The 24,935-nt window shown below is 77.3% G+C and carries 17 protein-coding genes; 7 read left to right on the forward strand and 10 right to left on the reverse strand.

Going from position 1 to position 24,935, the window contains the following annotated elements; all coding sequences use genetic code 11:
- Window positions 1-99: 99 nt before the first annotated feature.
- Both FB586_RS10955 and FB586_RS10960 read left to right on the forward strand, forming a co-directional pair.
- Window positions 100-1,248 (forward strand): zinc-dependent alcohol dehydrogenase, encoded by a 1,149-nt coding sequence (locus tag FB586_RS10955; RefSeq protein WP_136519341.1) that lies wholly within the window; start codon window positions 100-102, stop codon window positions 1,246-1,248.
- Window positions 1,249-1,260: 12 nt separating this feature from the next.
- On the forward strand, window positions 1,261-1,830 hold the full coding sequence (locus FB586_RS10960) for a hypothetical protein (protein WP_136519342.1): 570 nt from the start codon (window positions 1,261-1,263) through the stop codon (window positions 1,828-1,830).
- 69 nt (window positions 1,831-1,899) lie between these two features.
- Here the strand turns inward: FB586_RS10960 and FB586_RS10965 are convergent, their stop codons facing one another.
- Together FB586_RS10965 and ligD are read right to left on the reverse strand one after the other, a co-directional pair.
- Window positions 1,900-4,431: a SpoIIE family protein phosphatase gene (locus FB586_RS10965; RefSeq protein WP_222928345.1), complete on the reverse strand. Its 2,532-nt coding sequence runs from the start codon at window positions 4,429-4,431 to the stop codon at window positions 1,900-1,902.
- 74 nt (window positions 4,432-4,505) lie between these two features.
- Entirely contained in the window at window positions 4,506-5,480 is a 975-nt protein-coding gene (ligD, locus tag FB586_RS10970; RefSeq protein WP_222928346.1) for a non-homologous end-joining DNA ligase, read from the reverse strand.
- An 82-nt stretch (window positions 5,481-5,562) separates the two neighbouring features.
- Between ligD and FB586_RS10975 the strand changes: the two genes are divergently transcribed.
- Window positions 5,563-6,846, forward strand: a complete 1,284-nt coding sequence (locus FB586_RS10975; protein WP_246036697.1) for a YibE/F family protein — start codon at window positions 5,563-5,565, stop codon at window positions 6,844-6,846.
- A gap of 22 nt (window positions 6,847-6,868) precedes the next feature.
- Here FB586_RS10975 and FB586_RS10980 read toward each other — a convergent pair whose 3' ends face one another.
- Window positions 6,869-7,276, reverse strand: coding sequence for a Fur family transcriptional regulator (locus FB586_RS10980; RefSeq protein WP_136519345.1), 408 nt, complete (start codon window positions 7,274-7,276; stop codon window positions 6,869-6,871).
- Window positions 7,277-7,485: 209 nt separating this feature from the next.
- Here FB586_RS10980 and thyX point away from each other — a divergent pair, with 209 nt between their 5' ends.
- Window positions 7,486-8,229, forward strand: coding sequence for an FAD-dependent thymidylate synthase (thyX, locus tag FB586_RS10985; protein ID WP_136519346.1), 744 nt, complete (start codon window positions 7,486-7,488; stop codon window positions 8,227-8,229).
- Between the two features lie 68 nt (window positions 8,230-8,297).
- On the opposite strand, the gene FB586_RS10990 is transcribed toward thyX, so the two are convergent.
- From FB586_RS10990 to FB586_RS11000, 3 genes are all read right to left on the reverse strand, one after another.
- On the reverse strand, window positions 8,298-9,122 hold the full coding sequence (locus FB586_RS10990) for an SDR family NAD(P)-dependent oxidoreductase (RefSeq protein ID WP_136519347.1): 825 nt from the start codon (window positions 9,120-9,122) through the stop codon (window positions 8,298-8,300).
- Between the two features lie 173 nt (window positions 9,123-9,295).
- Window positions 9,296-10,297, reverse strand: a complete 1,002-nt coding sequence (locus tag FB586_RS10995; protein WP_136519348.1) for a LacI family DNA-binding transcriptional regulator — start codon at window positions 10,295-10,297, stop codon at window positions 9,296-9,298.
- An 8-nt stretch (window positions 10,298-10,305) separates the two neighbouring features.
- Window positions 10,306-11,877 (reverse strand): UxaA family hydrolase, encoded by a 1,572-nt coding sequence (locus tag FB586_RS11000; protein WP_136519349.1) that lies wholly within the window; start codon window positions 11,875-11,877, stop codon window positions 10,306-10,308.
- A 158-nt stretch (window positions 11,878-12,035) separates the two neighbouring features.
- On the opposite strand from FB586_RS11000, the gene FB586_RS11005 reads away from it, so the two are divergent.
- The 3 genes from FB586_RS11005 (at window position 12,036) to FB586_RS11015 (ending at window position 14,989) form a co-directional block, all read left to right on the forward strand.
- A complete protein-coding gene (locus tag FB586_RS11005; protein WP_136519350.1) occupies window positions 12,036-12,758 on the forward strand; it encodes a ThuA domain-containing protein in 723 nt (240 codons plus the stop codon).
- Window positions 12,759-12,951: 193 nt separating this feature from the next.
- The gene (locus FB586_RS11010; RefSeq protein ID WP_168800528.1) at window positions 12,952-13,944 is read left to right on the forward strand and encodes a LacI family DNA-binding transcriptional regulator; all 993 of its coding nucleotides are present in this window, start codon (window positions 12,952-12,954) and stop codon (window positions 13,942-13,944) included.
- Window positions 13,945-13,999: 55 nt separating this feature from the next.
- The gene (locus tag FB586_RS11015; protein WP_136519352.1) at window positions 14,000-14,989 is read left to right on the forward strand and encodes a LacI family DNA-binding transcriptional regulator; all 990 of its coding nucleotides are present in this window, start codon (window positions 14,000-14,002) and stop codon (window positions 14,987-14,989) included.
- A 45-nt stretch (window positions 14,990-15,034) separates the two neighbouring features.
- On the opposite strand, the gene recD is transcribed toward FB586_RS11015, so the two are convergent.
- The 4 genes from recD to FB586_RS11035 all read right to left on the reverse strand — a co-directional run bounded on the left by recD (window position 15,035) and on the right by FB586_RS11035 (window position 24,820).
- The gene (gene recD / locus FB586_RS11020) at window positions 15,035-17,059 is read right to left on the reverse strand and encodes an exodeoxyribonuclease V subunit alpha (RefSeq protein WP_246036698.1); all 2,025 of its coding nucleotides are present in this window, start codon (window positions 17,057-17,059) and stop codon (window positions 15,035-15,037) included.
- Window positions 17,056-20,505 carry a UvrD-helicase domain-containing protein gene (locus FB586_RS11025; protein ID WP_136519353.1) on the reverse strand — a complete coding sequence of 1,150 codons (3,450 nt, stop codon included), beginning with the start codon at window positions 20,503-20,505 and terminating at the stop codon, window positions 17,056-17,058. The genes recD and FB586_RS11025 overlap by 4 nt, the downstream gene beginning before the upstream one ends.
- A complete protein-coding gene (gene recC / locus FB586_RS11030; protein ID WP_246036699.1) occupies window positions 20,502-23,960 on the reverse strand; it encodes an exodeoxyribonuclease V subunit gamma in 3,459 nt (1,152 codons plus the stop codon). The genes FB586_RS11025 and recC overlap by 4 nt, the downstream gene beginning before the upstream one ends.
- Window positions 23,961-24,049: 89 nt before the next feature.
- Window positions 24,050-24,820 (reverse strand): glycerophosphodiester phosphodiesterase family protein, encoded by a 771-nt coding sequence (locus tag FB586_RS11035; protein WP_246036700.1) that lies wholly within the window; start codon window positions 24,818-24,820, stop codon window positions 24,050-24,052.
- Window positions 24,821-24,935: the final 115 nt, after the last annotated feature.

Below are 24,935 nucleotides of genomic sequence, written 5' to 3' on the forward strand. Positions count from 1 at the left end.
GCCTCCCCGGGTCGGGAGGCGGGGGACCGGTGCCCGTGCCAGCCTGGACGGCGCGTCCAGATCCGGGCGCGTCCCGACGCCCGAGGGGTGGTGCCGCCCGTGCGCGCCATGGTCTACCGAGGTCCGTACAAGGTCCGCGTGGAGGAGAAGGACGTCCCGCGGATCGAGCACCCGAACGACGCGATCGTGCGCGTGACGATGGCGGCCATCTGCGGGTCGGACCTGCACCTCTACCACGGGCTCATGCCGGACACCCGGGTCGGGCACACGTTCGGCCACGAGTTCATCGGCGTCGTGGAGCAGGTCGGGCCGTCGGTGCAGAACCTGCAGGTCGGCGACCGCGTCATGGTCCCGTTCAACATCTACTGCGGCTCGTGCTTCTTCTGCGCCCGCGGGCTGTGGTCCAACTGCCACAACGTGAACCCCAACGCGACGGCGGTCGGCGGCATCTACGGGTACTCGCACACGACCGGCGGCTACGACGGCGGGCAGGCCGAGTACGTGCGCGTCCCGTTCGCGGACGTCGGTCCCTCGGTCATCCCCGGGTGGATGGCCGACGAGGACGCGCTCATGTGCACCGACGCGCTGTCCACGGGGTACTTCGGCGCCCAGCTCGGGGAGATCGCCGAGGGGGACGTCGTCGTCGTCCTCGGCGCCGGGCCGGTCGGCCTGTACGCGGCGCGCTCCGCGTGGCTCATGGGCGCCGGGCGGGTCATCGTCGTCGACCACCTCGACTACCGGCTCGAGAAGGCGCGCGAGTTCGCCTACGCCGAGACGATCAACTTCGGCCAGGTCGACGACATCGTCGTGCGGCTCAAGCGGGAGACCGAGCACCTCGGGGCGGACGTCGTCATCGACGCGGTCGGCGCCGAGGCCGACGGCAACCTCACGCAGCACCTCACCGGGGCGACGCTCAAGCTGCAGGGCGGCTCGCCCATCGCGCTGAACTGGGCGATCGACGCGGTGCGCAAGGGCGGCACGGTGTCGGTCATGGGCGCGTACGGGCCCATCTTCAGCGCCGTGAAGTTCGGGGACGCCGTCAACAAGGGCCTCACGCTGCGGATGAACCAGGCGCCCGTGAAGCGGCAGTGGCCCCGGCTGTTCGAGCACATCCGGGCCGGCTACCTCACGCCGAGCGACATCATCACGCACCGCATCCCGCTCGAGCACATCGCGGAGGGCTACCACATGTTCTCCGCCAAGCTCGACAACTGCATCAAGACCGTCGTCGTCCCCGGCGACGCCTGAGAGGAGCGGACCGTGCCCTACACGCCCGAGAAGCCCCCGCTGCCCGAGACCGCGGAGCAGCTGCGCGCCCGCATCCCCGGCTGGGGCGTCGACCTGGACCCGGCGGTGCGCCCGTCCTACCCGCGCGAGCGGCGCGACCTGGAGACGGGGGCGCACTGGCACGAGCCCGAGCAGCAGCCCGGGGCCGAGGGGCGGGAGCGCTCGATCGAGCACGCCCGCGTGACGCCCGTCTTCGGCACGGCGCAGCCCCTGCACGGGGCGTCCGGCGCGATCCGCCGGTTCGCCTACGCGCGCTACAGCGAGGGGCGCGCCGCGCACTGGCTGCTGCTCATCGCCGCCGACCGCGTCGACGCGGTCGAGAACCACCTCGCGTCGTTCGTGTCCGGGCGCCCCGACAACCCGGTCACCGAGACCGGGGTGCTCTCCGAGGGGCGCCGGCACGGCCTGACCGCACGCCGCGACCCGCACCGCGTCGACCTGCCGCACCACGCCGTCGACCCGATCGTCGTCGCCGGGCCGTGGGTGCTCGCGGCCGGAGTCGCGGTGGTCGCGGTCCGGGCGCTCGTGCGCCGGAGGCGCTGACGCACGACGCCGACGGGCCGGCCCCGCGCGACGGGTCCGGGCCTGCGCGACGGGTCCGGGGTGACGAGGTCAGACGTCCTCGGGCCCGGCCTGCGGCGGGCGCGGGAGGTGCTGCGGGAACAGGTGGACGGCCACGACGGCCACGTCGTCGTCCGCGGGTCCGCCGAGCATCCGGTCGAGGACCTCGTCGACGAGCACCTCGAGGTCGAGCCCCGTGCCCGTCGCCGCCGCCCGCGGTGCCACCGCGGCGACCACCTCCCGCAGCCGGTCCAGGCCGTCCCGGACGTGCTCGCCGCGGCGCTCGACGAGCCCGTCGGTGAACATCAGCACGGTCGACCCGTTCTCCAGCAGGACGTCCGCGTCGGCGCGACGCCGCCCCGGCACGACGCCCAGCAGCATCTCCGGCTCGGTGCCGTGCAGCTCCTCCACCGTGCCGTCGGGCCGCACCAGCAGCGGCGGCAGGTGGCCCGCGTTCGACCAGCGCAGCCGGCGCAGGCCCCGGTCCTGCTCCTCGGGGGTCTGCTCGAGGCGCGCGACCACCGCGCTCGCCATGGTGTCGACGTTGAGCCCGCGCATCGCGTCGTCGAGGCTCTCGAGCACCTCCGCGGGCGTGCCCCCGCTCGTGTACGCGATGCCGCGCAGGAGCGTGCGCACCTGGCTCATCGCCGCCGCCGCCTGCGTGTCGTGGCCCATCACGTCGCCGATCGCGAGCACCGTCGCGCCGTCGCGCTGCAGGAACGCGTCGTACCAGTCGCCGCCCACCTCGGCCGCCTCCGCCGCCGGCAGGTAGCGCACCACCACGTGCACGTGGTCCGGCTCGACCGGCGCCGACAGCAGCGCGCGCTGCAGCGTCTCCGAGATGTGCCGCTGCTCCTCGTACAGCCGCGCGTTGTCGAGCGCGAGGCCCGCCCGGTCGGCGAGCTGCGTGAGCATCGCCAGGTCGTCCTCCGGGAGCAGGCCGCGCTCCGCGTCGAGGAAGAGCGTGATCGCGCCCACGGTGCGCCCGCGGGCGCGCATGGGGATCGCGTACGCCATGTGCGGCGCCAGGTCCCGCAGCACGTCCCGGGCCTCGCCCGACAGCGCCTCCACGATGGTGCGGGTCGCGTCCGGCACCTCGATGAGGCGACCCGTGCGCAGCGCCTCGAACAGGTACGAGCGCGGCGAGAGCGCCGTCAGCCGCAGCTTCGCGTAGTGCTCGACCGTGGCGCGCAGGTCCGGGTCGGCGTGCCAGCTCGCGATGTCGTGCAGCTGCCGGTGCTCGTCCGCCATGGTGATGAGGCACCACGTGCCCAGGCCGGGCACGAGGTGACGCGCCAGGCGGCGGACCGCGTCCTCGGTGTCCAGGGTCGAGCTGAGGTCGTCGCTGACCGCCGACAGGAGCTGCAGGCGGGCCGACGCCGCGCGCAGGCGCCGCTGCGCCCGCGCCGCCTCCTCCTCGGACCGCCGCCGCGCCGAGATGTCGAGGAAGTACACGGACAGCCCGTCCGGCCCCGGCCACGCCCGCACCTCGTACCAGGCGTTCAGCGGCGCCGGGTAGTACGCCTCGAACGCGCGCGGCTCGCCCGACTCGGCGGCGCCGCGGTAGTGCACCTCGAAGTCCGAGCCGACGGCGGCCGGGAACAGCTCCCAGATGTTCCCGCCGACGAGCTCCTCGCGGCTGCGGCCGAGCACGCGCTCCGCCTCGGCGTTGACGTAGGTGAACCGCCACCGGTCGTCGAGCAGGAAGAACGCCGCCGACATCGACTCGAGCATCCGCGCGATGCGCGCGTCCGCGTCGCGCTGGGCCGTGGTGTCGTACGCCGCCCCGAGCAGCCGGACGGCCGTCCCGTCCTCACCGGCGAGGGCCGCCCCGCGCGCCAGGATCCACCGCGTGCCGCCGCCCGGCAGGAGCACGCGGTACTCCGCCTCGTACTCCGAGCACGTCGTGATCGCCCGGTCGATCGCCTGCCGCACCCGCGGCAGGTCGTCGGGGTGCAGGGCGGCGTCGAAGGCCTCGATCGTGCCCGCGAACTCCTCGCGCGGGATGCCGAACAGCGCGTGCAGCTGGTCGTCCCAGTCCAGCCGGCCGGTGACGAGGTCCCAGTCGAAGCTGCCGACGCCGCCCGCGGACACGGCCAGCTGCCAGCGCACCCGGTCGGACTCGTAGTCGGCCGACAGCGACGCGAGCTCGAGCTCGGTCACCGCCGCCGCGGCGAGGTCGGTGACGAGCGCGACGTCCGCGTCGGACCACGCGTGCGGGCGGGCGTCGGTCACGCACAGCGCCCCCAGCACGCGGCCACCCCGCCCGAGCAGCGGGACGCCCAGGTACGCGCCGACGGTGCCGTCGAGGACGGACGCCGACGACGCCAGCCGCGGGTCGAGCGTCGCGTCGGGCGCGACCACCGCGGCACCGGCCTCGGCCGTCGCCGCGCACAGGTCGTCCGGGCCCGCGAGGGACTCGACGCCCGCGACGTGGTCGGCCGCGTCCAGGAGCGCGAGGTGCGCAGCGGGCGCGCCGAGCAGACGGGCGGCCAGCTGGGTGAGCCGCGTCAGCGCGACGTCCGCGACCGCCGCCGGGGTCGGCGCGGTCGCGTCGCGTCGCGACGCGCGGGGACCGGACACGGGACCGCCCTTCAGGAGGACCGCGGGCAGGACCGTGTGCTCGGCCCCGACACCGCGAAGCCCAAGGATAGGGGTCAGTCCTCGCGGACGACCGCATCCGGGTGCTTGTCCGGGCGCAGGCCGCGCCAGGACGGGTGACGCAGCCGCCCGTCGGACGTCCAGCCCGCGTGGACGACCTCGCCCACGAGCCGCGGCTCGACCCAGTGCACGTCGCGCACGTCGGCCGGCGGGAACCGGCCCTCGACGGGCTGCGTGCGGCGCTCGAGCGGCCGCAGCAGCGCGCCCAGGTGGTCGAGCGCGCGTCCCGTGAACCCGGTGCCCACGCCGCCCGCAGGCCGCAGCACGCCGCCCCGGTCGTGCACGCCCAGCACCAGCGACCCGACCGTGCCCGCGCGGCGGCCCTGACCCGGGCGCCACCCGACCAGCACCACCTCCTGGGTGTGCACGTGCTTGACCTTGCGCCAGTCGGGGGAGCGTGCGCCGGGACGGTACGTGGCGGTGCGCCGCTTCGCGAGGACGCCCTCGAGGCCGTTCTCGCGGCTCGCGGCGAGCACGTCCGCGCCCGGGCCGTCGAACGACGGCGGCACCTGCCACGACGGACCGGCCAGGCCCAGCCCCGCGAGGACCTCGCGGCGCGCGTCGTACGGCAGGGACAGGGTGGAGGCGTCGTCGACGTGCAGGACGTCGAAGACGAGGTAGACGACCGGGACGGTGCGCGCGAGGCGGCGCGCGGTCGCCGGGTCGGCCACGTGCATGCGCTGCTGCAGCCGCCCGAAGTCCGGGGCGCCACGGGTGTCGAAGGTCACCAGCTCGCCGTCCAGCACGGCCGCCGTGGACCCGAGCGCCTCGCCCAGCCCCAGGACCTCCGGGTACGAGCGCGTCACGTCGCGGTCGTTGCGCGACAGCAGGCGCACCCCGCCGCCCTGCACGTACGCCACCGCGCGCACGCCGTCCCACTTCATCTCGTACGCCCAGCCGGAGTCGTCGCCGGTGGGCAGCTCGCCGGGCACGGCGAGCATCGGTCGGACCAGGTCGGGCAGCGGCGGCACGCCTCGAGTCTCGCCCGCGACGGCACCGACGGCGACGCGAGTCGCCCGGGTGGGCGACCCGCCGCCCTGCCAGGATCGGGGCGTGACCCGCGACGACGTCCCGCCGCTGACCGCCGACCGCCCCGGTACGGGCTCGTCCCGCACGCGCCGCGCGGAGGCGTCACGGCGCCCCGTGGCGGGCGCGTGGCTCGTCCTGGTGGTGCTCGCCGTCGGGGTCGCCGCGCTCGCGGGCATCGCGCTGACGTGGCCCACCGGCCCGCGCGTCCAGGAGGACCCGACCCAGGCCGGCGCGGTCGACTTCGTCACCGCCACCGTGGTCGGCGCGCAGTGGCGCACGTGCGACGGGACGGTCGAGGACGTCGAGCCCGACGGGACGGTGCCCGCGGAGGTGCGCTGCCTCGCGGTCACCGCGCAGCTGCCCGAGGGCGTCGCCGACGGCGGCACGGTCGAGGTGGTCGCCACCGCGGGCCTCGCACCGGCCGACGTCCCGCCGGGGACCCGCGTCGTGCTCGAGCGGTACCCGGAGGCCGACGGGCAGCCGGAGGTGTGGGCGTGGGGCGACTTCGCCCGGGGCGTGCCGCTGACCGCGCTGGCGGTCGTGTTCGCGCTGCTCACGGTCGTCGTGGCCGGCGTGCGGGGCCTGCGGGCGCTGCTGGGTCTCGCGCTCGCGTTCGGCGTGCTCGGCGCCTACCTGCTGCCGGCGGTCGTGGCGGGGGAGAACCCGCTGGTCGTGGCGCTGTGCGCGTCCGCGGCGATCGTCGTGACGGTGCTGTACCTGGCGCACGGGGTGTCGCTGCGGACGACCACGGCGCTCGTCGGGACGCTCGCCGGTCTCGCGCTCGTCACGGGCCTCGGCGTCGTCGGCGCAGCCCTCGCGCACCTGGAGCCCGTGACGAGCGAGGACACGTTCCAGCTCTCGCGGCTGCTCGGCGACGACGGCGTCGACGTGCTGCGCGGGGTGTTCCTGTGCGGCGTCGTGCTCGCGGGCCTCGGCGTGCTCAACGACGTGACGATCACGCAGGCCTCCGCGGTGTGGGAGCTGCGGGCGGCGGACCCCGGGGCCGGGGTGCGCGAGCTGTTCACGCGCGGCATGCGGATCGGGCGGGACCACATCGCGTCGACCGTCTACACGATCGCGTTCGCCTACGCGGGGGCGTCGCTGCCCGTCCTGCTGCTGCTCGAGGTGTACAGCCAGCCGCTGGCCCGCACCCTGACGAGCGGGGCGTTCGCGGAGGAGATCGTGCGCACCCTGGCCGGGTCGATCGGCCTCGTGCTGGCGATCCCGCTGACGACGCTGATCGCCGCCGTCGTGGCGGGCGGCACCCCGCACGCCGAGGTCGCGGCCGACCGGGGGCACGTGCACTGACGCCCCGGCGGGGGCGGGTGGGTCAGCGCGCGGCGGCCTGCTCCGCGCAGGTGGCGCAGACCCCGACGAAGTCGACGGAGTGCTCCAGCTCGGTGAACCCGTGCCGGGACGCGAGCGCGGCCGCGAGCTCCTCCAGCTCGGGGGCGTCCACGTCGACCGTCCGGCCGCACGTGCGGCACACGAGGTGGTGGTGGTGCTCGGCGGTCGGTGCGCACCGCAGGTACGTGTGCTCGCCGGAGGGGCTCAGGAGCACCTCGACGTCGCCCTGCTCGGCCATCGCGTTGAGCGTCCGGTAGACGGTGGCGAGCGCGATGTCGTCGCCGCGCTGCTGCAGCGCCAGGTGGATCTGCTTCGCGCTGCGGAACTCGCCGAGGTCGTCCAGCAGCCCGGCGATCGCCGTCCGCTGACGCGTGACGCGCTGACCGATCATGTCCCTGCCCTCCGCACCGGCCGGCGGGGCGGTCCCGCGGCCCAGTTCTCAACGTCACCACCGTAGTTGAGAATTCCTCGCGCGTCGGCCGGGGTGCGGGAGGGGCCCTCGCGCCGGCGGTACGCTCGCACGCGGTGCCCGCCGGCCGGTGCGCGGGCCCGTTCGCCAGGCGCGGGTCCACGCGCGCGAGTCCCCGGGAGGACGCACGGATGACGGTCGCCGACGAGGTCCCGCAGGAGCAGCCGACGTACCGCAGCGACGTGACCGTCGAGCTCGTGCGGCACGCCGCCCGGGACGCCGACGTGCTGTTCGCGGCCCGCGTCTCGACGGCGGGGGAGGCGACCCTGGAGAACATCGACGCGGACGCGTCGCGCTCCAAGGGCCTCATCAACTACCTCATGCGGGACCGGCACGGCACGCCGTTCGAGCACAACTCCATGACGTTCTTCGTCAGCGCGCCGATCTTCGTGTTCCGCGAGTTCCACCGGCACCGCGTGGGCTTCTCCTACAACGAGGAGAGCGGCCGCTACCGCGAGCTCAAGCCCGTGTTCTACGTGCCGGGCACCGAGCGCAAGCTCGTCCAGCGCGGCAAGCCGGGCCGGTACGAGTTCTTCGAGGGCAGCGACGAGCAGCACGCGGTCGTCGACGCCGCGATGCGGGGCGCGTACGAGCACGCGTACACGGCCTACCAGGACATGCTCGCCGCGGGTGTCGCCCGCGAGGTCGCCCGCGCCGTCCTGCCCGTCGGGCTGTTCTCGTCCATGTACGCGACGTGCAACGCGCGCTCGCTCATGCACTTCCTGTCGCTGCGCACCAAGAGCGAGGACGCGAAGGTCCCGTCGTTCCCGCAGCGCGAGATCGAGATGGTCGCCGAGCAGATGGAGGCGGCCTGGGCGCAGCTCATGCCGCTCACGCACGCGGCGTTCGTCGAGCACGGGCGCGTCGCCCCCTGACGGACCGACGGCCGGCCGCGCGCGGGTGCGCGCGGCCGGCCGTCGGTGCGGGGTCGGTGATCGGGCCGTCAGTCGCCCAGCTCGGAGCGCTCCGCCTTCTCACCCGTGGGCTTCGTGAACGCGCTGTGCACCTTGGCCTTCGCGGCGTCGGGCAGCACCGCGGCCATCGCCGACTGCATCCGCGCCTTGACGGTGTGCACCTCGACCTTGTCCTTGCCGTCGAGCAGGCCCTCGACGCCCTGGCGCGCGATGTCCGCGGGGTCGTCCTTGCTGCTCTGGCCGACGACGGTCTCGACCATGTCGGCGCGCTCGAAGAAGTCGGTGTCGGTGGGCCCGGGCATCAGCGCTGTCACCGTGACGCCGGTGTCCTTGAGCTCGTGCCGGATCGCCTCCGCGAACGAGGTGAGGAACGACTTGCTCGCGGCGTAGGTGGCGTAGCCGGGGCCGGGCATGAGGCCCGCCACGGACGACGTGATGAGGACGCGGCCGGCGCCGCGCTGCACCATCGCCGGCAGGATGCCCTTGGCCAGGCGCAGGTTCGCGACGATGTTGAGCTGCACGGTCGCGAGGTCGTTCTCGATCGGGATCTCGACGAACGCGCCGCCGTCGCCGCGGCCCGCGTTGAGCGCCGCCACGTCGAGCGGGCGCCCGACGGCCGTGACCTCGTCGAGGAGCGTCTGCACGCCCTCCACCGTCGTCAGGTCGGCCTGCACCGCGCGGACGGCGGTGCCGATCTGGGCCAGGCCGTCCGCGGCGAGCGTCAGCTCGGGGTTCTCGGCCGTGACGAGCAGGTCGAAGCCGCGCTCGGCGAGCTCGCGGGCCAGCTCGAGGCCGATGCCGCTCGACGCCCCGGTGACGAGCGCGAGCGGGCGGACGGACAGGTCGTTCTCCATGGCAGCACCTCCCGGTCGACTGCCCACGACGCTACGGGCGCCCCCGCCGCCCGGCATCCCGGGAGGCCATCCGCCGGGCGTGCCGAGTTCGCCACTCCGGCGCGAGTTCGCCAGGGAGGACTGGCGATCTCGAGCACGAGTGGCGAACTCGGCGGGGAGGGAGAGGGAGGGGGTCAGCGGGGGCGGGTCGGTTCGGCCGTGGAGGCGCGGACGACGAGGTGCGTCGTCAGGGTGACCTCGGCGTCCTCCGGGAGCGGGGCGCCGGGCGTGCGCGCGGCGGCGACGAGGCGCAGGAGGAGGTCCACCGCGGCGGCGCCCGCGCGGCGCTGCGGCACGGCGACGGTCGTCAGCGACGGGTGCGCCATCGTGGCGACGGTGTCGTCGTGGCCGACGACGCTGAGGTCCTCCGGGACGCGGACGCCGCGGGCGGTCGCGCGGCCCAGCAGACCGACCGCGACGAGGTCGTTGTAGGCGAGCACGGCCGTCGCGCCGTCGGCCAGCACGAGGTCCGCCGCCTGGACGCCACCGGCCACGGTCGGGGCGACCGGCGGGAAGCGGACCACCTCGACCCCGCCGTCCGCGGTCGCCGCGGCCAGGCCCACGTCGCGCTGCTCGCCCGCCCACGACCCCGGTGAGCCCGGCACGTACGCGATGCGGCGGTGCCCCAGGGCCCGCAGGTGCTCGACGGCCTGGCGCGTGCCGTCGGCGAGGTCGGCGACGACCGACGCGAGCCCCGGGACGCGGCGGTGCAGCAGCACGGTCGCCCGGGCGTCGGCGACGTCGAGCAGCTGCGCGTCGGCGGCCCGCGGGGAGCACAGCAGGAGCCCGTCGGTGCTGCGCGCGAGCGAGCGCACCGCCTCGACCTCCAGGCCCGCCTCCTCGTCGGCGTCCGCGACGAACACGGGCAGGTCCGCCGCGCGTGCCCGCGCGGCCACCCCCTTGGCCACGTCGGCGAAGAACGGGTTGGTCAGGTCGGGCACGACGAGCCCGAGCGCACCGGCACGTCCCGTGATGAGCCCGCGGGCGGCGCGGTTCGGCCGGTACCCGAGGCGCTCCGCGGCGGCGCGGACGCTGGCCCGCGTGCCGGCGCTGACGGTGCCGCCCGTCAGGGCCCGGGACGCGGTCGCGGCCGAGACGCCGGCCTCGCGGGCGACGTCGTGCAGGGTGGTCGGCACGCCGGCCCTCAGGTGACGGCGCCGAGCTGCCAGGGCACGAACTCGTCGCGCCCGAGGTCGAGCTCCTCGCTGACCGTCGGCCGGCCCGAGGCCACCGCGAGCACGAGGTCGAGGATCTCCTCGCCGACGTCGTCGATCGTCGCGGTACCGGTCACGATGCGGCCCGCGTCGAGGTCCATGTCCTCGCGCATCCGCTCGTACATCTCGGTGTTCGTCGCGATCTTCACGCAGGGCGCGGGCTTGGTGCCGAGCACCGACCCGCGTCCCGTCGTGAAGCACACGACGGTCGCGCCGCCCGCGACGAGGCCGGTGACGGACACGGGGTCGTAGCCGGGGGTGTCCATGAACGTGAACCCGCGGTCGGTGATCGGCTCGGCGTACTCGTACACCGCCGACAGCTCCGCCGTGCCGCCCTTCGCCACGGCGCCGAGCGACTTCTCGAGGATCGTCGTCAGGCCGCCCGCCTTGTTGCCCGGGGACGGGTTGTTGTCCAGCGTGCCGCCGCCGCGCGTCATGTAGTCCTGCCACCAGTCGATGCGGTCCAGCAGGCGACGGCCGACGGCCTCGCTGACCGCGCGGCGCGTGAGCAGGTGCTCCGCGCCGAAGACCTCGGGAGTCTCGGCGAGCACCGTGGTGCCGCCCTGCGCGACGAGCAGGTCGGACGCGCGCCCGAGGGCCGGGTTCGCGGTGATGCCGGAGTAGCCGTCCGAGCCGCCGCAGTTGAGCCCGAGGACGAGCTCCGACGCCGGGACGGTCTCCCGACGGCGCTGCTCGAGCTCGTCGAGCATGCCGCGGACGACCGCCGCCCCGGCGCGCACGGTGGCGCGCACGCCGCCCTCGTCCTGGATCGTCATGTGCTCGACCAGGGTGTCGGGCGAGGCCGGTAGGTCCGCGAGCAGCCCCTGCACGGCGAGCATCTCGCAGCCCAGGCCCAGCACGAGCAGGCCCGTCACGTTGGGGTGGGCGGCGTACCCGCGCAGCGTGCGGCGCAGCACCTGCCCGCCCTCGGACGTGGGGACGAGCCCGCAGCCGGAGTCGTGCGTCAGGGCGACGACCCCGTCGACGTGCGGCCAGGCGTCCATGACGGGCCCGCGGAACTGGTCGGCGATCATGCGGGCCGTGGACGCCGAGCAGTTCACGGAGGTGACGATGCCGACGTAGCTGCGGGTGCCGACGCGGCCGTCCGCGCGGCGGAACCCCTCGAACGTGCGGGTCGTCGTCGCGGGCGGCACCTGGACGCGCGCGGTGCCGAACTCGTACGCGTGCGCCACGTCGTCCATGCCGAGGTTGTGCGCGTGCACGTGCTCGCCGGCGCGGACGGCCGCGGTCGTGCGGCCGATGACCTGGCCGTACTTGTGCACGCGCGTGCCGGCGGGCAGGTCGCGGACCGCCACCTTGTGCCCCCGCGGCACGTCGGCGGGCACGGCGACGGGCGCGCCCGGCGCGGCCGGCAGCGCGAGGGCGGTCCCCGCGGGGACGTCCTGCGTCGTGACGGCGACGTCGTCGTCGGCGGCGAGCAGGAGCGCGACGCGGTCGAGCGGCAGCGCGGTGGCGGGGCTGCCGGTGGGGGTGGTGGTCACGACGCTCCATCGGGTCGGGGGACCGCCATCGTCGGTGGAAGGACGATGGAAGACTGCAAACGTTTGCAACGATCCTCGCACCCCGCGGCGTCGATGTCGAGACGCCCGGCACCGGCCGGCGTCCGCGCCGACGCCGGCGTGCGCGGCACACTGGCCGGATGCCGACCGACACCCCCGCCACCCCCGCACCGCGCCGCGCGCTCGTCCTCGTCGGCCGCGGACGGTACGAGGACCCGTGGCACGACGGCGCCGCCACCGCCGGCGTCCTGCAGCCCCTGCTCGCGACCGACGGCTGGGACGTGCGCGTGCACGGCACGTTCCCGGGCCTCCTCGCCGAGGACGGCCTCGTCGCCACGACCCTCGGACGCCCGGACCTGCTCGTCGTCGCCGCCGGGAGCGGTCGGGTCGACCCGGCGTTCGACGGGGACGACGCCGCGTGGGCCGGCTTCCACGCGGCGCTCGCCGGCCTCGTCGCGGACGGGGTGCCGCTCCTCGTGCTGCACGCCGGCGCCAACACGTTCCACGACGCGCCGGGGTGGTCCGGCCTCGTGGGCGGGCGCTGGGTCGACGGCACGTCCTGGCACCCGCCCATCGGGCCGGCGCGCTTCGACGTCGCGGACGGCGACCACCCGGTGACGGCGGGGCTCGACGCGATCGAGGCCTTCGACGAGCGCTACTGCGACCTCGTCGTCGATCCGGGCAGCCGGGTGCTCCTCACCACGCGGCACGAGGGCCGCGACCACCCCGTCGTGTGGGTCGCGCCGGGTCCCGGCCGCGTGCTGTACGACGCGCTCGGCCACGACGTCCGCTCCTGGGAGAGCCCGTCGCGGCGGGCGCTGGTGCGCCGCGAGGTCGCCTGGCTGGCGGGCGCCGGGGCCTGAGCCGTCGGCGCGGGCGCGGCCGGGCCGCGCGAGGGCCCGGCCCGCGGTGCCCGCGCCGCGCTGCCGATACGTCTCACCCGAGCCCCCCTGGGCGCGCGATCAGGTCATGCGTCATGATCGACCCGGAATCGGTACGAAGACCCCCACAGGGGTGCACACTGGTCCCGCTTGCCGTGCAGAGCAGGGGAGATGCATGCCCGACCGTCGCGTGACCTCCAAGGACGTCGCCCGCGAGGCGGGCGTCTCGCAGAGCACGGTGAGCTACGTGCTGAACGACACGCCGAACCAGTCGATCAGCCAGGCGACGCGCGAGCGCGTGCGCGACGCCGCCGCGAGCCTCGGGTACGCCCCGTCGGCCGCCGCCCGCGCGCTGCGCCGCGGGTCGACCGACACGGTGCTCGCGATCCTCCCGGACGTGCCCGTCGGGGACGCGCTCATCTCGCTCGTGCGGGGCCTGACCGAGGTGCTGGAGCCGCACGGGCACAACGTGGTGTCGCGGCGGCAGCGCGACAGCGGGAGCCTGCGCGCCCTCTGGCGGGAGCTGATGCCGGCGGCCATCGCGAACCTCGCCGCGTTCCCGGCCCAGGAGGAGGAGGCGATCGAGGCGGCGGGCATCCCCGTCATCGGCGTCTCGCTCGACGGGGAGCCGGGGCGGACCGTGCGCGTCCCGCAGGACGTGATCGGGCGGATGCAGGCCGAGCACCTGGTGCGCCGCGGGCACCGCCACCTCGCGTTCGCGGCGCCCACCGACACCCACCTGCTCGGCTTCGCCCGGGGACGCCTGGCGGGCGTGAGGCAGGCGTGCGAGGCGCACGCCCTGCCCGCACCGGTCGTGGTGGACGTGCCGCTGCACGTCGACGCCGCCGCGCGCGCCGTGCGACGGATGCGGGAGCGGGACGAGCCGGTCACCGGGGTGTGCGCGTACAACGACGAGGTCGCGCTCGCGGTGCTCGCCGGGCTGCGCACGTCCGGGCTGGCCGTCCCCGAGGACGTCGCCGTGGTCGGCGTCGACAACCTCGTCGCGGGTCGGCTCGCCGCGCCCCCGCTGACCTCCGTCGACATCCGCCCGGACGACGTCGGCGCCACGATCGCGCGGCACGTCCTGCGACGCCTGCGGCCCGACCTGGGGCTGCCCGAGCCCGACGACGAGCCGTCGGTGGAGCTGGTGGTGCGCGCGAGCAGCTGAGCGGGACCGCCCCGCGCAGCCACGGGGCGGGCGGCAGGCACGAAGGAGGACGGCGATGTCGGAACGACGTGTGACCTCGAGGGACGTGGCCCAGCGGGCGGGCGTCTCGCAGAGCACGGTGAGCTACGTCCTCAACCACACTCCGGGCCAGAGCATCAGCGCGGCCACGCAGGCGCGGGTCCTGCAGGCGGCGGAGGAGCTCGGGTACACGCCCTCGGCCGCGGCGCGCGCCCTGCGCAGCGGGAGCACCGGCGTGGTCGTCGGCGTGCTGGCGGACGCGCCGCTCGGCCCCGTGGTGGTGCAGGTGCTCGAGGCGTTCGGGCAGGTGCTGGAGTCGCAGGGGTACAGCGTGGTGTTCCAGCGGCGCCGGGGACGCTCCCTCGACGAGATGCTGCGGGCGCTGGCCCCCGTGGCGCTGGCGCAGTTCGCCGCGTTCGCCCCCGACGAGCTCGGCGCGGCGCGGCAGCGGGGCATCCCCGTCGTGGGGGTCTCCGTCGACGGCACCGGGGGCAACGTGGTCCGCATCCCGCAGGAGCGCGTGGGCGAGATCCAGGCCGCGCACCTCCTCGACCGCGGGCACACGCGGCTGGGCTACGCGGCGTCGGCGCACCCGCTCGCGGTCGTGCTGATGCGCGGACGGCTCGCCGGGGTCCGGTCGCTGTGCGCGGCGCGGGGCCTGCCGGCCCCCGTGGTGGTCGACGTGCCGCTCTACCCGGACGCCGCCACCCGGGCCGTGCGCCGCCTGCGGGACCGCGAGGAGCCGGTGACCGCCGCGGTCGCCTACGACGACGAGGTCGCGCTGGCCCTGCTCGCGGGGGCGCACGGGGCGGGCGTCCGCGTGCCCGAGGACCTGGCGGTCGTCGGTGTCGACGACGTGCCCCTCGCCCGGCTGGCGCTTCCGCCGATCACCACGGTCCGCGTCCACACCGGCGACACGGGGACCGGGCTGGCGCGCCACCTGCTGCGGCTGCTCCAGCCGGAGCTGGGCCTGCCGGAGCCCGACGACGAGCCCTCCATCGACCTGGTGACGCGCGCGAGCACCTGACGGCGCGACCCGGCGCGCCACCGGGCGCGGGCGCCGCGCCTCGGCTCAGCGCGCGAAACGCAGCCCGCTGGCGCGGCGCACGGGACGGGTGACCGCCGCGAGGACGGCGTCGGCGGTGCCCACGACCGTGACGGCGTCCCGGGCGCGGGTGACCGCCGTGTAGAGGAGCTCGCGGGTGAGCAGCGGGGACGCGGCGGGCGGCAGGAGCACCGACACCCGCCCGTACTGGCTGCCCTGCGCGCGGTGCACGGTCATGGCGTGCACCGGCTCGACGGCGGGCAGCCGGTGCGGGCGCACGAGCCGCGGTGCCGACGGTGTGCCGAACGCGACCACGGCCCCGCCCGCGCCGTCGCCGACCACGACACCGGTGTCGCCGTTGGCGAGCCCGGTGGTTCGGTCGTTCACCGCCACGAGCAGCGGCGTGCCGACCTCCCACGGCCCGCGGGGGCCGTCGCCCGGCCCGGCCGCGGCGTCCACCCACTCCTGCGCGACCGTGGCCCAGTGCGACACCCCGAGGAGACCGCGCCGGTGCGCCAGCAGGAGCCGGTGCCGGCCGAGCGCGTCGAGCGCCCCCGCGGCGTCCCCCGCGCGCGCGGCCCGGACCACCGCGGCCCCGGACGTCGCGACGTCGTCGCGCACGCCTGCGAGCTCCGCCTCGTCCGGCACGGCGCCCGCCGTCTCGACGAACGACACGTGCGGCCCGCCGGCCCGCAGGAGGGCGAGCACGTCGTCCCCGCGGCCCCGCCGGACCGCGTCGGCGAGCGCGGCGAGGTCGGTGCCGAAGCGGTGCGGCACGGTCAGCCGGACGACGCCGCCGCGCAGCGCCGCCGGGTCGGCGTCGCGCGCCTCGGCCGGCACGAGCGCGGCGAGCCGGGCCGGCAGCGCGTCCGCGGTCGGGACGCGCGCGACGAGGTCGCCCAGCACGGCGCCGACCTCGACCGACGCGAGCTGGTCCGGGTCGCCCACGAGCACGAGCCGCGCGTCCGGCCGCAGGGCGTCCAGGAGCCGGGCGAGCAGCGGCAGCGAGACCATCGAGGCCTCGTCGACGACCACCACCTCGTGCGGCAGCCGGTGGGTGCGGTCGTGGCGGAAGCGGGTGCCGCCGCCGGGGCGCGGTCCGAGCAGGCGGTGCAGCGTCGACGCGCGCAGGGTCGGCGGGCGCGCGCCCCCGCCCGCGACCGCGAGGGCGGTGAGCTGGGCGTCGACCGCCTCCTGCAGGCGGGCCGCCGCCCGCCCCGTCGGCGCGGCGAGGGCGATCCGCAGGTCCGCGCCGTGCAGGTCACGCAGCACCGCCACCAGCCGCGCGACGGTCGTCGTCTTGCCCGTGCCCGGCCCCCCGGTCAGCACGGTGAGCCGGGAGACGGCCGCGGTGGCGGCGGCGAGACGCTGGCGGGCGTCGTCCGCCTCGGGGAACCGGGCGGCGAGCGCGGTGCGGACCGCGTCGTCGTCGGCGGGCAGGACGGCGGCGAGGCGCTCGTCGGCGACGTGCCGCACCACCTGCTCGTCGCGCCAGTACCGGTCCAGGTAGACGCGGCCGTCGACCCAGCGCACCGGTCGGTCCCGCGGACCGTCGGGCCCGTCCGCGACCATCGGGGACCGGCGCACGGCGTCCTCCCACGCGACCGCGTCCGGCCAGGGGAGCGCGGCGACGAGGTCCGCCCCGGGCAGGTCCTCGGTGCCGTCGGGCACCGGACCGTGGGCGGCTCCGCCGGCGTCCGGGTCCGCGACGTCGACGAGGGCGTGCGCCTCGGCCAGCGGCAGGCAGACCGAGCCGGCGCGGACCGCCCGCACGGCGAGCGCCGCCGCGAGCAGCACGCGACCGTCCGCCTCACCGGTGAGGGTGCCGAGCCGTTCGGCGACGCGCACGTCCGCGGCCGTCAGCACGCCCGCGGACGCGAACGCGGCGAGCAGCGGCGGCGCACGCCACGGCAGCCGGGGGTCGCCGGCGTCGCCGCGCTCGGTCCCGCGCGCCGTGGTCCCGTCCGCCGTGGTCGCGTCGACCAAGGTCGCGTCCGCCGTGGTCGCGTCCGCCGCGGGTCCGTCCGCCGGGGCCGAGCGCCCCCCGGTCACGTCCCGCTCCCGTCGGACGTGCCGCCCAGCAGCGCGGACAGGGCGACGACGAGCGGTGCGGGCGGCCGCCACGACACCACCCCGCACGGGTCGTCCCCGACGAGCGGGGTCGCCGGTCCGCACATGCCGCGCACGAACAGGTAGGCGCCGCCGCCCAGGTGCCGCTCGGGGTCGTACGCGGGGAGCCGCCACCGCAGGTACCGGTGCAGCGCAACCGCGTACAGCAGCAGCTGCAGCGGGTAGTGGGCGTCGGTCATGGCGGCGACGAGCGCCGCCGGACGGTAGTGCCACGCGGTCAGCGGCTCGTCGGGCGGGGCGAGCCGGTTCGTCTTGTAGTCGACGACGACGAACCGCGGGCCGTCCGGCCCGGGCACGCGCAGGACGGCGTCGATGCTGCCCGTCAGGTAGCCGCGCAGGGCGCCGGGGCCGTGCCCGTCGCCGCCCGGCCGGTCCAGGTCGGCGAGGCGGTGAGCCCACGGCCGGAAGGGGTCGTCCGGGGCGAGGTGGGCGGCGACGAGCCGCGCGACGTCGCGCAGGCGCGCCGGGCGCCGCCCCCCGGTGCCGCCCGGGCCGGCAGCAGGCTCGTCGCCGCCGGCCAGCGGCAGCTCGAAGTCGAGCTCCGCGAGGCGGTCCCGCGGGTGGATCTCGGCGAGCGCGCGGCCGCCCAGCAGGGGGCCGCCGGGCGTGCGCAGCACGGGCAGCAGCGCGGCCGCCAGGCGGTCCGGGTCGACCCCAGAGCCGAGAGCGGCGCGCCGGCACCGGGCGACCACCTCCGCGGCGAGGTCGTCCGCGCCCGTGTCGACCTGCTCGAGCACCTCGTGCACGAGCGTGCCGAACGCGGTGCCGCCCGGCAGGTCCGCGAGGGGGGAGCGCACGGACCGCAGCCGCGCGTCCCCGTCGCCACGCGTCGCGGTGGGCGGGGGCGCGGCGTCCTCCGGCTCGTCCACGAGGCCCGGCGTCTCCGGCTCGTCCGCGACCCCGGGGGCGTCGTCGGCCGGGACCGGGGTGCCCGGTCGAGGCGGCGCCGCGTGGGCGGCGGCCGTGAGGCCCGAGTAGGACGTGCGGCGCCACGCCGTGTCCACGTCCCGTCCCAGGTGCGCGACGTCGAGCGGAGCCTGCTCGCCCGCCGCCGGCCGCCAGCGCACCGGCGGCGGCGGCGCGTCGACCACCTCGTGCACCACGGTGCCGCCGCTGCGCGCCGCGAGTGCGTCGAAGGCGGCGGCCGCCTGGTCGTCGCGCGGCACCGGGACCGTCGCCGGCGGGCTGCCGTCGGCGTCGCGGGCCCCCAGGACCAGCCGACCGACGGCGCCGCCCGCGGACACCGTGCTCGGCGCCCACCACACCACCACCTGGCTGCTCGCGCGCGTGAGGGCCACGTACGCCAGGCGCAGGTCCTCGCCCGCCTCCTCCGCCTGGTGCAGCGCGCGCGCCTCCTCGTACCCCGGGCTGCCGCGCCCGCCGACGTGCAGCCGCCGGGCGCCGTCGGCGTCGTGGTACCGCAGGACCGGCGGGTCGCGCGGCACGAACCGGTCCCACGCGAACGGCACGAGCACCACCGGGAACTCCAGCCCCTTCGCCGCGTGGACCGTCACGACCTGCACCGCGGCGGCGTCCGTCTCCAGGCGCCGGCTGCGCTCCTCGGCGTAGTCGACGGCCGCCTCGTCGATCCGCGCACGCAGCCACTCCGTCAGGGCGGCCGCGCCGAGCGCGCGCTCGCGGGCCACGGCGTGCAGCACCTCGCCCACGTGCCGCGCGTCGGTCAGCGCGCGCTCGCCGTCGTCCTGGCGCAGCAGCCGCTCGTGCAGGCCTGCGGCCGCCGTCGCCTCGACGAGCGCCGCCACGCCCTGCCGGGCGAGCACGTGCGACCACCCGCGCAGCCGGTCGGCGAGGTCCTCGCGCGCGGCGTCGTCCGCGCCCGCGAGCCGGCGGGCGTCCCACCCGACGAACGGCGTCAGCGACGCCGCGGCGACGCGTGCCGGGTCGCCGGTGCTCGCGAGCGCCGAGAGGAGCACCAGCCAGTCGCGGGCGGCCGAGGTGGCGAACACGCTGGACAACCCGGAGACGACGGCCGGCACACCGGCCGACACGAGCGCCTCGCGCACCGCGAGGGCGTCCGCGTTGCGCCGGGCGAGCACGGCGACGTCGCCCGGTCGCAGCGCCCGCCAGTCGTCCCCGTCGCGCAGCCGCGTGCGCCCCAGGGCCCGGACCACCTCCGCGGCGACGTCCCGGTGGACGAGCGTGCGCACGGCGTCGACGCGGGGCGCCGCGCTGCCCGCTCCGACCGCGCGACGCGTCACGCGACGCAGGACGACCGGGGGACCCCCGTCCAGACGCCGGCCCGTGCGGCCCGCCTCCACCGGGTGCACGACGATCCGCGGGTCGCCGAGCGCCGCGCCGCCGAGGACGTGCCCGAGGCCCTCGAGCACCTCCGGGTCGGCGCGCCAGCTGCGGCCGAGCGTCGCGGTGGTCGCGACCGACCGGGCCGCGAGGTAGGTGTGCACGTCCGCGCCGCGGAAGGCGTAGATGGCCTGCTTCGGGTCGCCGATGAGCACGAGCGTCCGGTGCCCGTGGAACGCCGTGCGCAGCACGTCCCACTGCACGGGGTCGGTGTCCTGGAACTCGTCGACCAGCACGACCCGGTACGGCGCCCGCACGCGTGCGGCGGCGTCCCGGCCCGTGGCCGGGTCGGTGAGGGCGTCGCGCAGCAGCACGAGCAGGTCGTCGTAGTCGACGAGCCGGCCCGCGCGCTTGCGACGCAGGAGGGTGCGGCGCACCGCCCGGGCGAGGCGCACGCGGTGGTCCGGCGGCGTGCCCGGCTCGGCGTCGTCCGGGGCGAGGGCGGCGGCGTGGTCGCTGACGGCGGCCCGCGCGACCTGCCGCGCGTCCTCGACGGTCAGCGGCGGGGCGGCGGTGCCCGCGTACGCGGCGAGGTAGAGGTCCTCGACCACCTCCGCCTCGAGGTCGGCCACGTCCGGCAGGAGCGCCGCGTCGGGGTCGACGTCCCCGGTGGTCGTCGCCGTGCCGAGCAACCGCAGCACCTGGCGGCAGAAGCCGTGCGTGGTGGTGATCGTCGCGGCGTCCACCTGCGAGAGCGCGACCGTCAGGCGCTCGCGCCGCCGTCGGACCTCGGCGTCGTCCACGTCGGCGAGGTGCCGCACGACCGCGTCGGGGTGCACCCGGGCGGACGCCGGGTCGCGCAGTGCGCGCTCCGTGCCGACCAGGCGCTCGCGCACCCGGTCGCGCAGCTCGCTCGTCGCGGCGCGCCCGAACGTCACGACCAGCAGCTCGGGCAGCTCGGCGTGCCCCTCGGCCACCCAGCGCGCGGCGAGCGCGGCGATCGTGAACGTCTTGCCGGTGCCGGCGCTCGCCTCGAGCACGGTCGTCCCGGTCGGCAGGGCGCCGCACACGTCGAACACGGCGGCGGCCGCGGGTGCCGAGGCGGTCACGACGCGCCCGCCGTCTCGTGCACGAGGAGGTCCTCCCAGAGGGTGCGGGCGAGGGCGCCGAGCAGGGTCGGCTCCTCGGGCCAGGCCGAGCGGTCCTCGGGGCCGGGCTCGCCGGCCACCGCACCGAGCCGGAACCCGTCACCCCACGCCAGCCGGTGGTACTCGTCCTCGTCCTCGTGGCGGGCGCGCAGCGTCTGCTCCGCGTCGACGAGCGCGCTCACCGGGTCGTCGTGACCGTGCCGGCGCTGCGCGTACGTCGCGGCCGCCGCGGTCGGCAGCGGCAGCGGCGCGCACAGTGCCCGGTCCCGCAGCACGACGAGCCGCCCGAGCACCGCCCGGGCCGTGCCCGGGTCGGGGGAGCGCAGCCAGGACGTGGCGGCGGACGGCCGGGTGCCGTGCCCGCGGCCCACCGTGGCGGCCGCGCGCACGCTCAACACGGGCCCGGCCGAGGCCGTGAGCGCGAGCAGCCGGACCCACGCGCGCAGCCGGTGCCGGGCGCCCAGCCGCGCGTACACGGCGCGCACCAGCACGTCCCCGTGCACGCCGGGGACCGTGCCGGTGAGCGTCCGCCCGTCGGGCAGGGCCACCGTCACGTCGACGGTGGTCGACGGGACCTGCGTGAGGGGACGGGCGGCGGCCGCGACCGCCTCGACGCGGGCGCCCACGTCGCCGAGCTCGGCCGAGCCGAGCGCGCCCGGCGGCACGTCGCCCCGTCGGCGCTCGGCCGCCGCGGCGCGCCCGAGGTCCTCGCCGTCGAGGACGGCGGTGAGCAGCCGGTCGCCGATCGCCCAGGCGTCGAGGGGGTCGAGCCGCAGGGGCAGGCGGTCGTCGAGGTCGTCGGCGTCCCGGGGCACGACAGCGCGCAGCCGCTGCCGCACGAAGGCGCGCACGGGGTGCTCGAGGACGCCGGCCAGGTCGTCCAGGTCCACCACCTCCGCGCTCGCGTCGCCCTCGCCCGCGCCGACCGACTCGGGCTCCGACGGGGGCAGGGTGCCGACGAGCAGCGGCGGGCGGGGTGCGCGCGGACCCCGCGCCGCGGCGGCGGCACGCCGGTCGACCTCGTCGAAGCTGAACGGACCGGGCCGGCCGAGCGCACCCGCGACGAAGTTGCGCTCGTCCACCGTCTGCAGCGGGTGGTGCACGACGAGGGAGGGGCGCAGCGGCCGGCCGTCCGCGCGCTGCACCGTCTCGTCGAGCGCGTCGAGCAGCTCACCGACCGGGACCGCCGGCGGCCGCGGTGCGCCGGTGCGCTCGTCGGCTCCGCTGTGCACGACGACGAGGTGGTCGCCGGCGGCCAGGACGGCGTCGAGGAACAGCTGACGGTCCTCCGCCCGGCGGTCCCGCTCCCCGACGAGGGGGTCCCGTGCGAGCACGTCGTCGCCAGCGCCGTGGGGCGGCCGGGGGAACGCGCCGTCGTCCATGCCGAGCAGCGCGACGACCCGGTGCGGCACGGCGCGCATCGGCTCGAGCGAGCACACCGTCAGCGCGCCGGTGCGGAAGCCGGCGCGCGTCGGGCGTGCGGCGAGCCGGGGCTCGAGCAGCGCGACGACGTCCGCGAGCCGCAGCGGCAGGGCGTCGTGCCCCTCGGCGGACGCGCGCGCGTCCGCGAGCACCGCCCGCGCCTCGACCTGCTGCCACGCGTCGCCCGGGCCGACGTCGGTGAGCAGGGTGACCGCGCGGTCGAGGGCGTCGAACCAGGCACCCGCCGGGCGGGCGCCGTCGAGCTCGGCGAGCAGCCCGGTCAGCCGGTCGACGAGCTCGGCGAAGCGACCGGCCAGGTCGACCTCCGTGCTGTCGACGTCGTCCAGGGGCAGCGCCGAGCCGACGAAGCGGTGCTCGTCCTCGGCCATCGCCACGCCGAGCAGAAGCCGGTCGGTCGCGGTGCGCCAGGTGCCCTGCGCGACCGCTCCCAGCCCGTAGCGGGCGCGGCGGCCGACGTCCTCGCCCCAGCGCACCCCCGACGCGAGCGTCCACGCGCGCACGCGCTCCAGCTCCGCGTCGTCCAGCCGGAACCGCCGGCGCACGGCGTCGAGCCCGGCGAGGTCGAGCACCGCGGACGCCGTCACGCGCGACCCGGCGAGCGCGAGCAGGTCCGCCAGGACGCGCAGCACGGGGTTGGTGCGGGCCGGCGCACGGTCGGCGACGCGCACGCGGAGCGTGCGCCCGGGGTGCACGGGCGCGCGGTCGCCGCGCTCGTCGTCGCCGCCGTCGACCTCCGCCGTGCCGAAGGCCGCGACCACCAGCGGGGCGAACGCCTCGACGTCGGGGCACAGCACCACGACGTCGCGCGGCTGCAGCGTGGGGTCGTCGGCGAGCAGGCCGAGCAGCGCCTCGCGCAGCACCTCGACCTGCCGGGACCGGCCGTGGCACGCGTGCACCTGCACCGTGCGGTCGTCCGCCGGGACGGTGAGGGGGGCCGCCGGGCGCGTGTCCGCCCGCAGCGCCGCCTGCAGCGCGCCCAGCACCGTCGGCGGCGGCGACGGGACCGGGTGGTGCACGACCGCGGCGTCCCGTGCGACGAGCCGCACGCCGAGCTCGGTCGCGTCCCGGGCGCTCGACGCGAGCAGCGGGTGCCGGGCGACGCCGGGCAGGTCCCGTCGGCGCGGCGGCGGACCGGGACGCGTCGCGCCGGCGGCGCGGTCCCACAGCGCGGCGGACGGGTGCGGCAGCCACAGGTGCACGTCGCGGTGCGCCGCCAGCGCGTCGAGGACGTCGAGGTGCGCCTCGGGCAGGCGGGTCGCGCCGAGCACCGACAGGCGCGCGGGGAGGTCGACGACGTCAGGCTCCGCCCGCAGCCGCGAGACCGCGCGCGCGAGCCGCTCGGCGGGGTCCGGCACGTCCAGCGCGCGGCGGACCGCGCGCCACAGCGCGGGCTGCCACGCGAGGTCGGCGGGCAGCGGGTCGCCGCACCCGTCCTCGTCCCGGTCTCCCGCCCACGCCGTCAGCAGCCCGGGCCGCTGCCAGGCGTACGCGGTGAACGTCGCGGCGAGACGTCGGGCCAGCCGCAGCCGGCGGTCGGCCCCGGACCCCTCGGAGGCGCCGGTCCCGCCGACGTGGCGCGCGAGCGGCGCGGCCCAGGCGGCGCCGCCCTCGACCGCCTCGTCGAGCGCGCGCAGCACGGCCCAGCCGAGCCGCTCGGGCTCCCACGGGTCGCCGTCGGGGTCGACGCCCGCGGCGACGGCGACCGCCTCCCGGACCAGGCGCGCGGGCGGCTCGAAGTCCACCCGCGCGCAGACCCCGCCCTCGCCGTCCGGACCGGCGCCGAGCCGCAACGACAGGCGCTGCGCGACCCACCGCTCGACGCCGCGCGTCGGCACGGCGACGACCTCCCGCGCGAACGGGTCGGCGTCGGCGGGCTGCTGCGCCAGCAGGTCGGCCAGGGCGTCGACGAGCACGTCCGCCCGCGCGGCGGTGTGCACGCGCAGGCGTCCGCCGTCGCGTCCGGGCCCCGTCACGCGACGCACGCTAGCCGAGCCGCCCGACAGGTCCCGCGCCGCCGCCCGCGGTGGGGACGTCGGGGCGGGTGCCGGGGGCTGTGGTCGGCTCAGCGCCAGGTCCCGCGCGCGACCAGCACGTCGCGCAGCAGGTCGGCGCGGTCCGTGACCAGGCCGTCGACCCCGAGGTCGAGCAGGCGGTGCATCTCGGCCGGGTCGTTCACGGTCCACACGTGCACGGCCGTGCCGCCCGCGTGCGCCGCGGCGACCGTGCCGGCGTCCACGACGCGCAGGGGGCCCTGTCGCACCGGCACCTGGAGCGCGTCGACGTCCTCCAGCGCCCGCGCTGCGGCGGCGGACCGCCGCAGCCGGTGCGCGGCCACGAACCGCGCCACCTCGAGCGTCCCGGCGGACCGCGCCACCGGGCGCGACAGGAGCGCGAGCGTGGCGCGGCGGCGCGCGTGCGAGAACGACGCGACGCACACGCGGTCGTGCGCGCGCGTGCGCTCGACCGCCTCCGCCACCGGCCGGACGGCGCGTGCGTCCTTGACGTCCACGTTCACGTGCAGGTCCGGCCACGTCCCGAGCAGCTCGTCGAGGCGCGGCACCGGCTCGGCACCCCCGATGCGCGCGCGGGCGACGGCCGACCACGGCAGGTCCGCGACCGCGCCGTGGCCGTCCGTCGTGCGGTCGAGCGTCGCGTCGTGCAGCGCCACCGCGACGCCGTCGGCGGTCGCGTGCGCGTCCGTCTCGACGTAGCGGAAGCCGAGGTCGACCGCGGCCGCGAACGCCGCCATCGAGTTCTCGCGCCCGTCGAGGGAGAAGCCGCGGTGCGCGAGCGCGACGACGCCCGACGGGTCGTGCAGGTAGGGGTGCGGCACGGGGCCAGCCTGGCCCGGCGCGGCGACCCCGCGCACCCGCGGCGGGCGCCCGTTCACCCGGTCGTCACCGGGTGCGCACCACCGGGACGACGGTCTGTCGGATTCGTCCTGTTCA

Origin of the sequence: Cellulomonas telluris (genome assembly GCF_004886325.1) — a bacterium.
GTDB classification, from domain to species: Bacteria; Actinomycetota; Actinomycetes; order Actinomycetales; family Cellulomonadaceae; genus Cellulomonas; species Cellulomonas telluris.

Excerpts from the sequence above, each read along its gene's own strand:
- FB586_RS10980 (WP_136519345.1), bottom strand. The coding sequence starts at position 7,276 with ATGATCGGTCAGCGCGTCACGCGTCAGCGGACGGCGATCGCCGGGCTG.
- thyX (WP_136519346.1), top strand. The coding sequence starts at position 7,486 with ATGACGGTCGCCGACGAGGTCCCGCAGGAGCAGCCGACGTACCGCAGC.
- FB586_RS10990 (WP_136519347.1), bottom strand. The coding sequence starts at position 9,122 with ATGGAGAACGACCTGTCCGTCCGCCCGCTCGCGCTCGTCACCGGGGCG.
- FB586_RS11005 (WP_136519350.1), top strand. The coding sequence starts at position 12,036 with ATGCCGACCGACACCCCCGCCACCCCCGCACCGCGCCGCGCGCTCGTC.
- FB586_RS11010 (WP_168800528.1), top strand. The coding sequence starts at position 12,952 with ATGCCCGACCGTCGCGTGACCTCCAAGGACGTCGCCCGCGAGGCGGGC.
- FB586_RS11015 (WP_136519352.1), top strand. The coding sequence starts at position 14,000 with ATGTCGGAACGACGTGTGACCTCGAGGGACGTGGCCCAGCGGGCGGGC.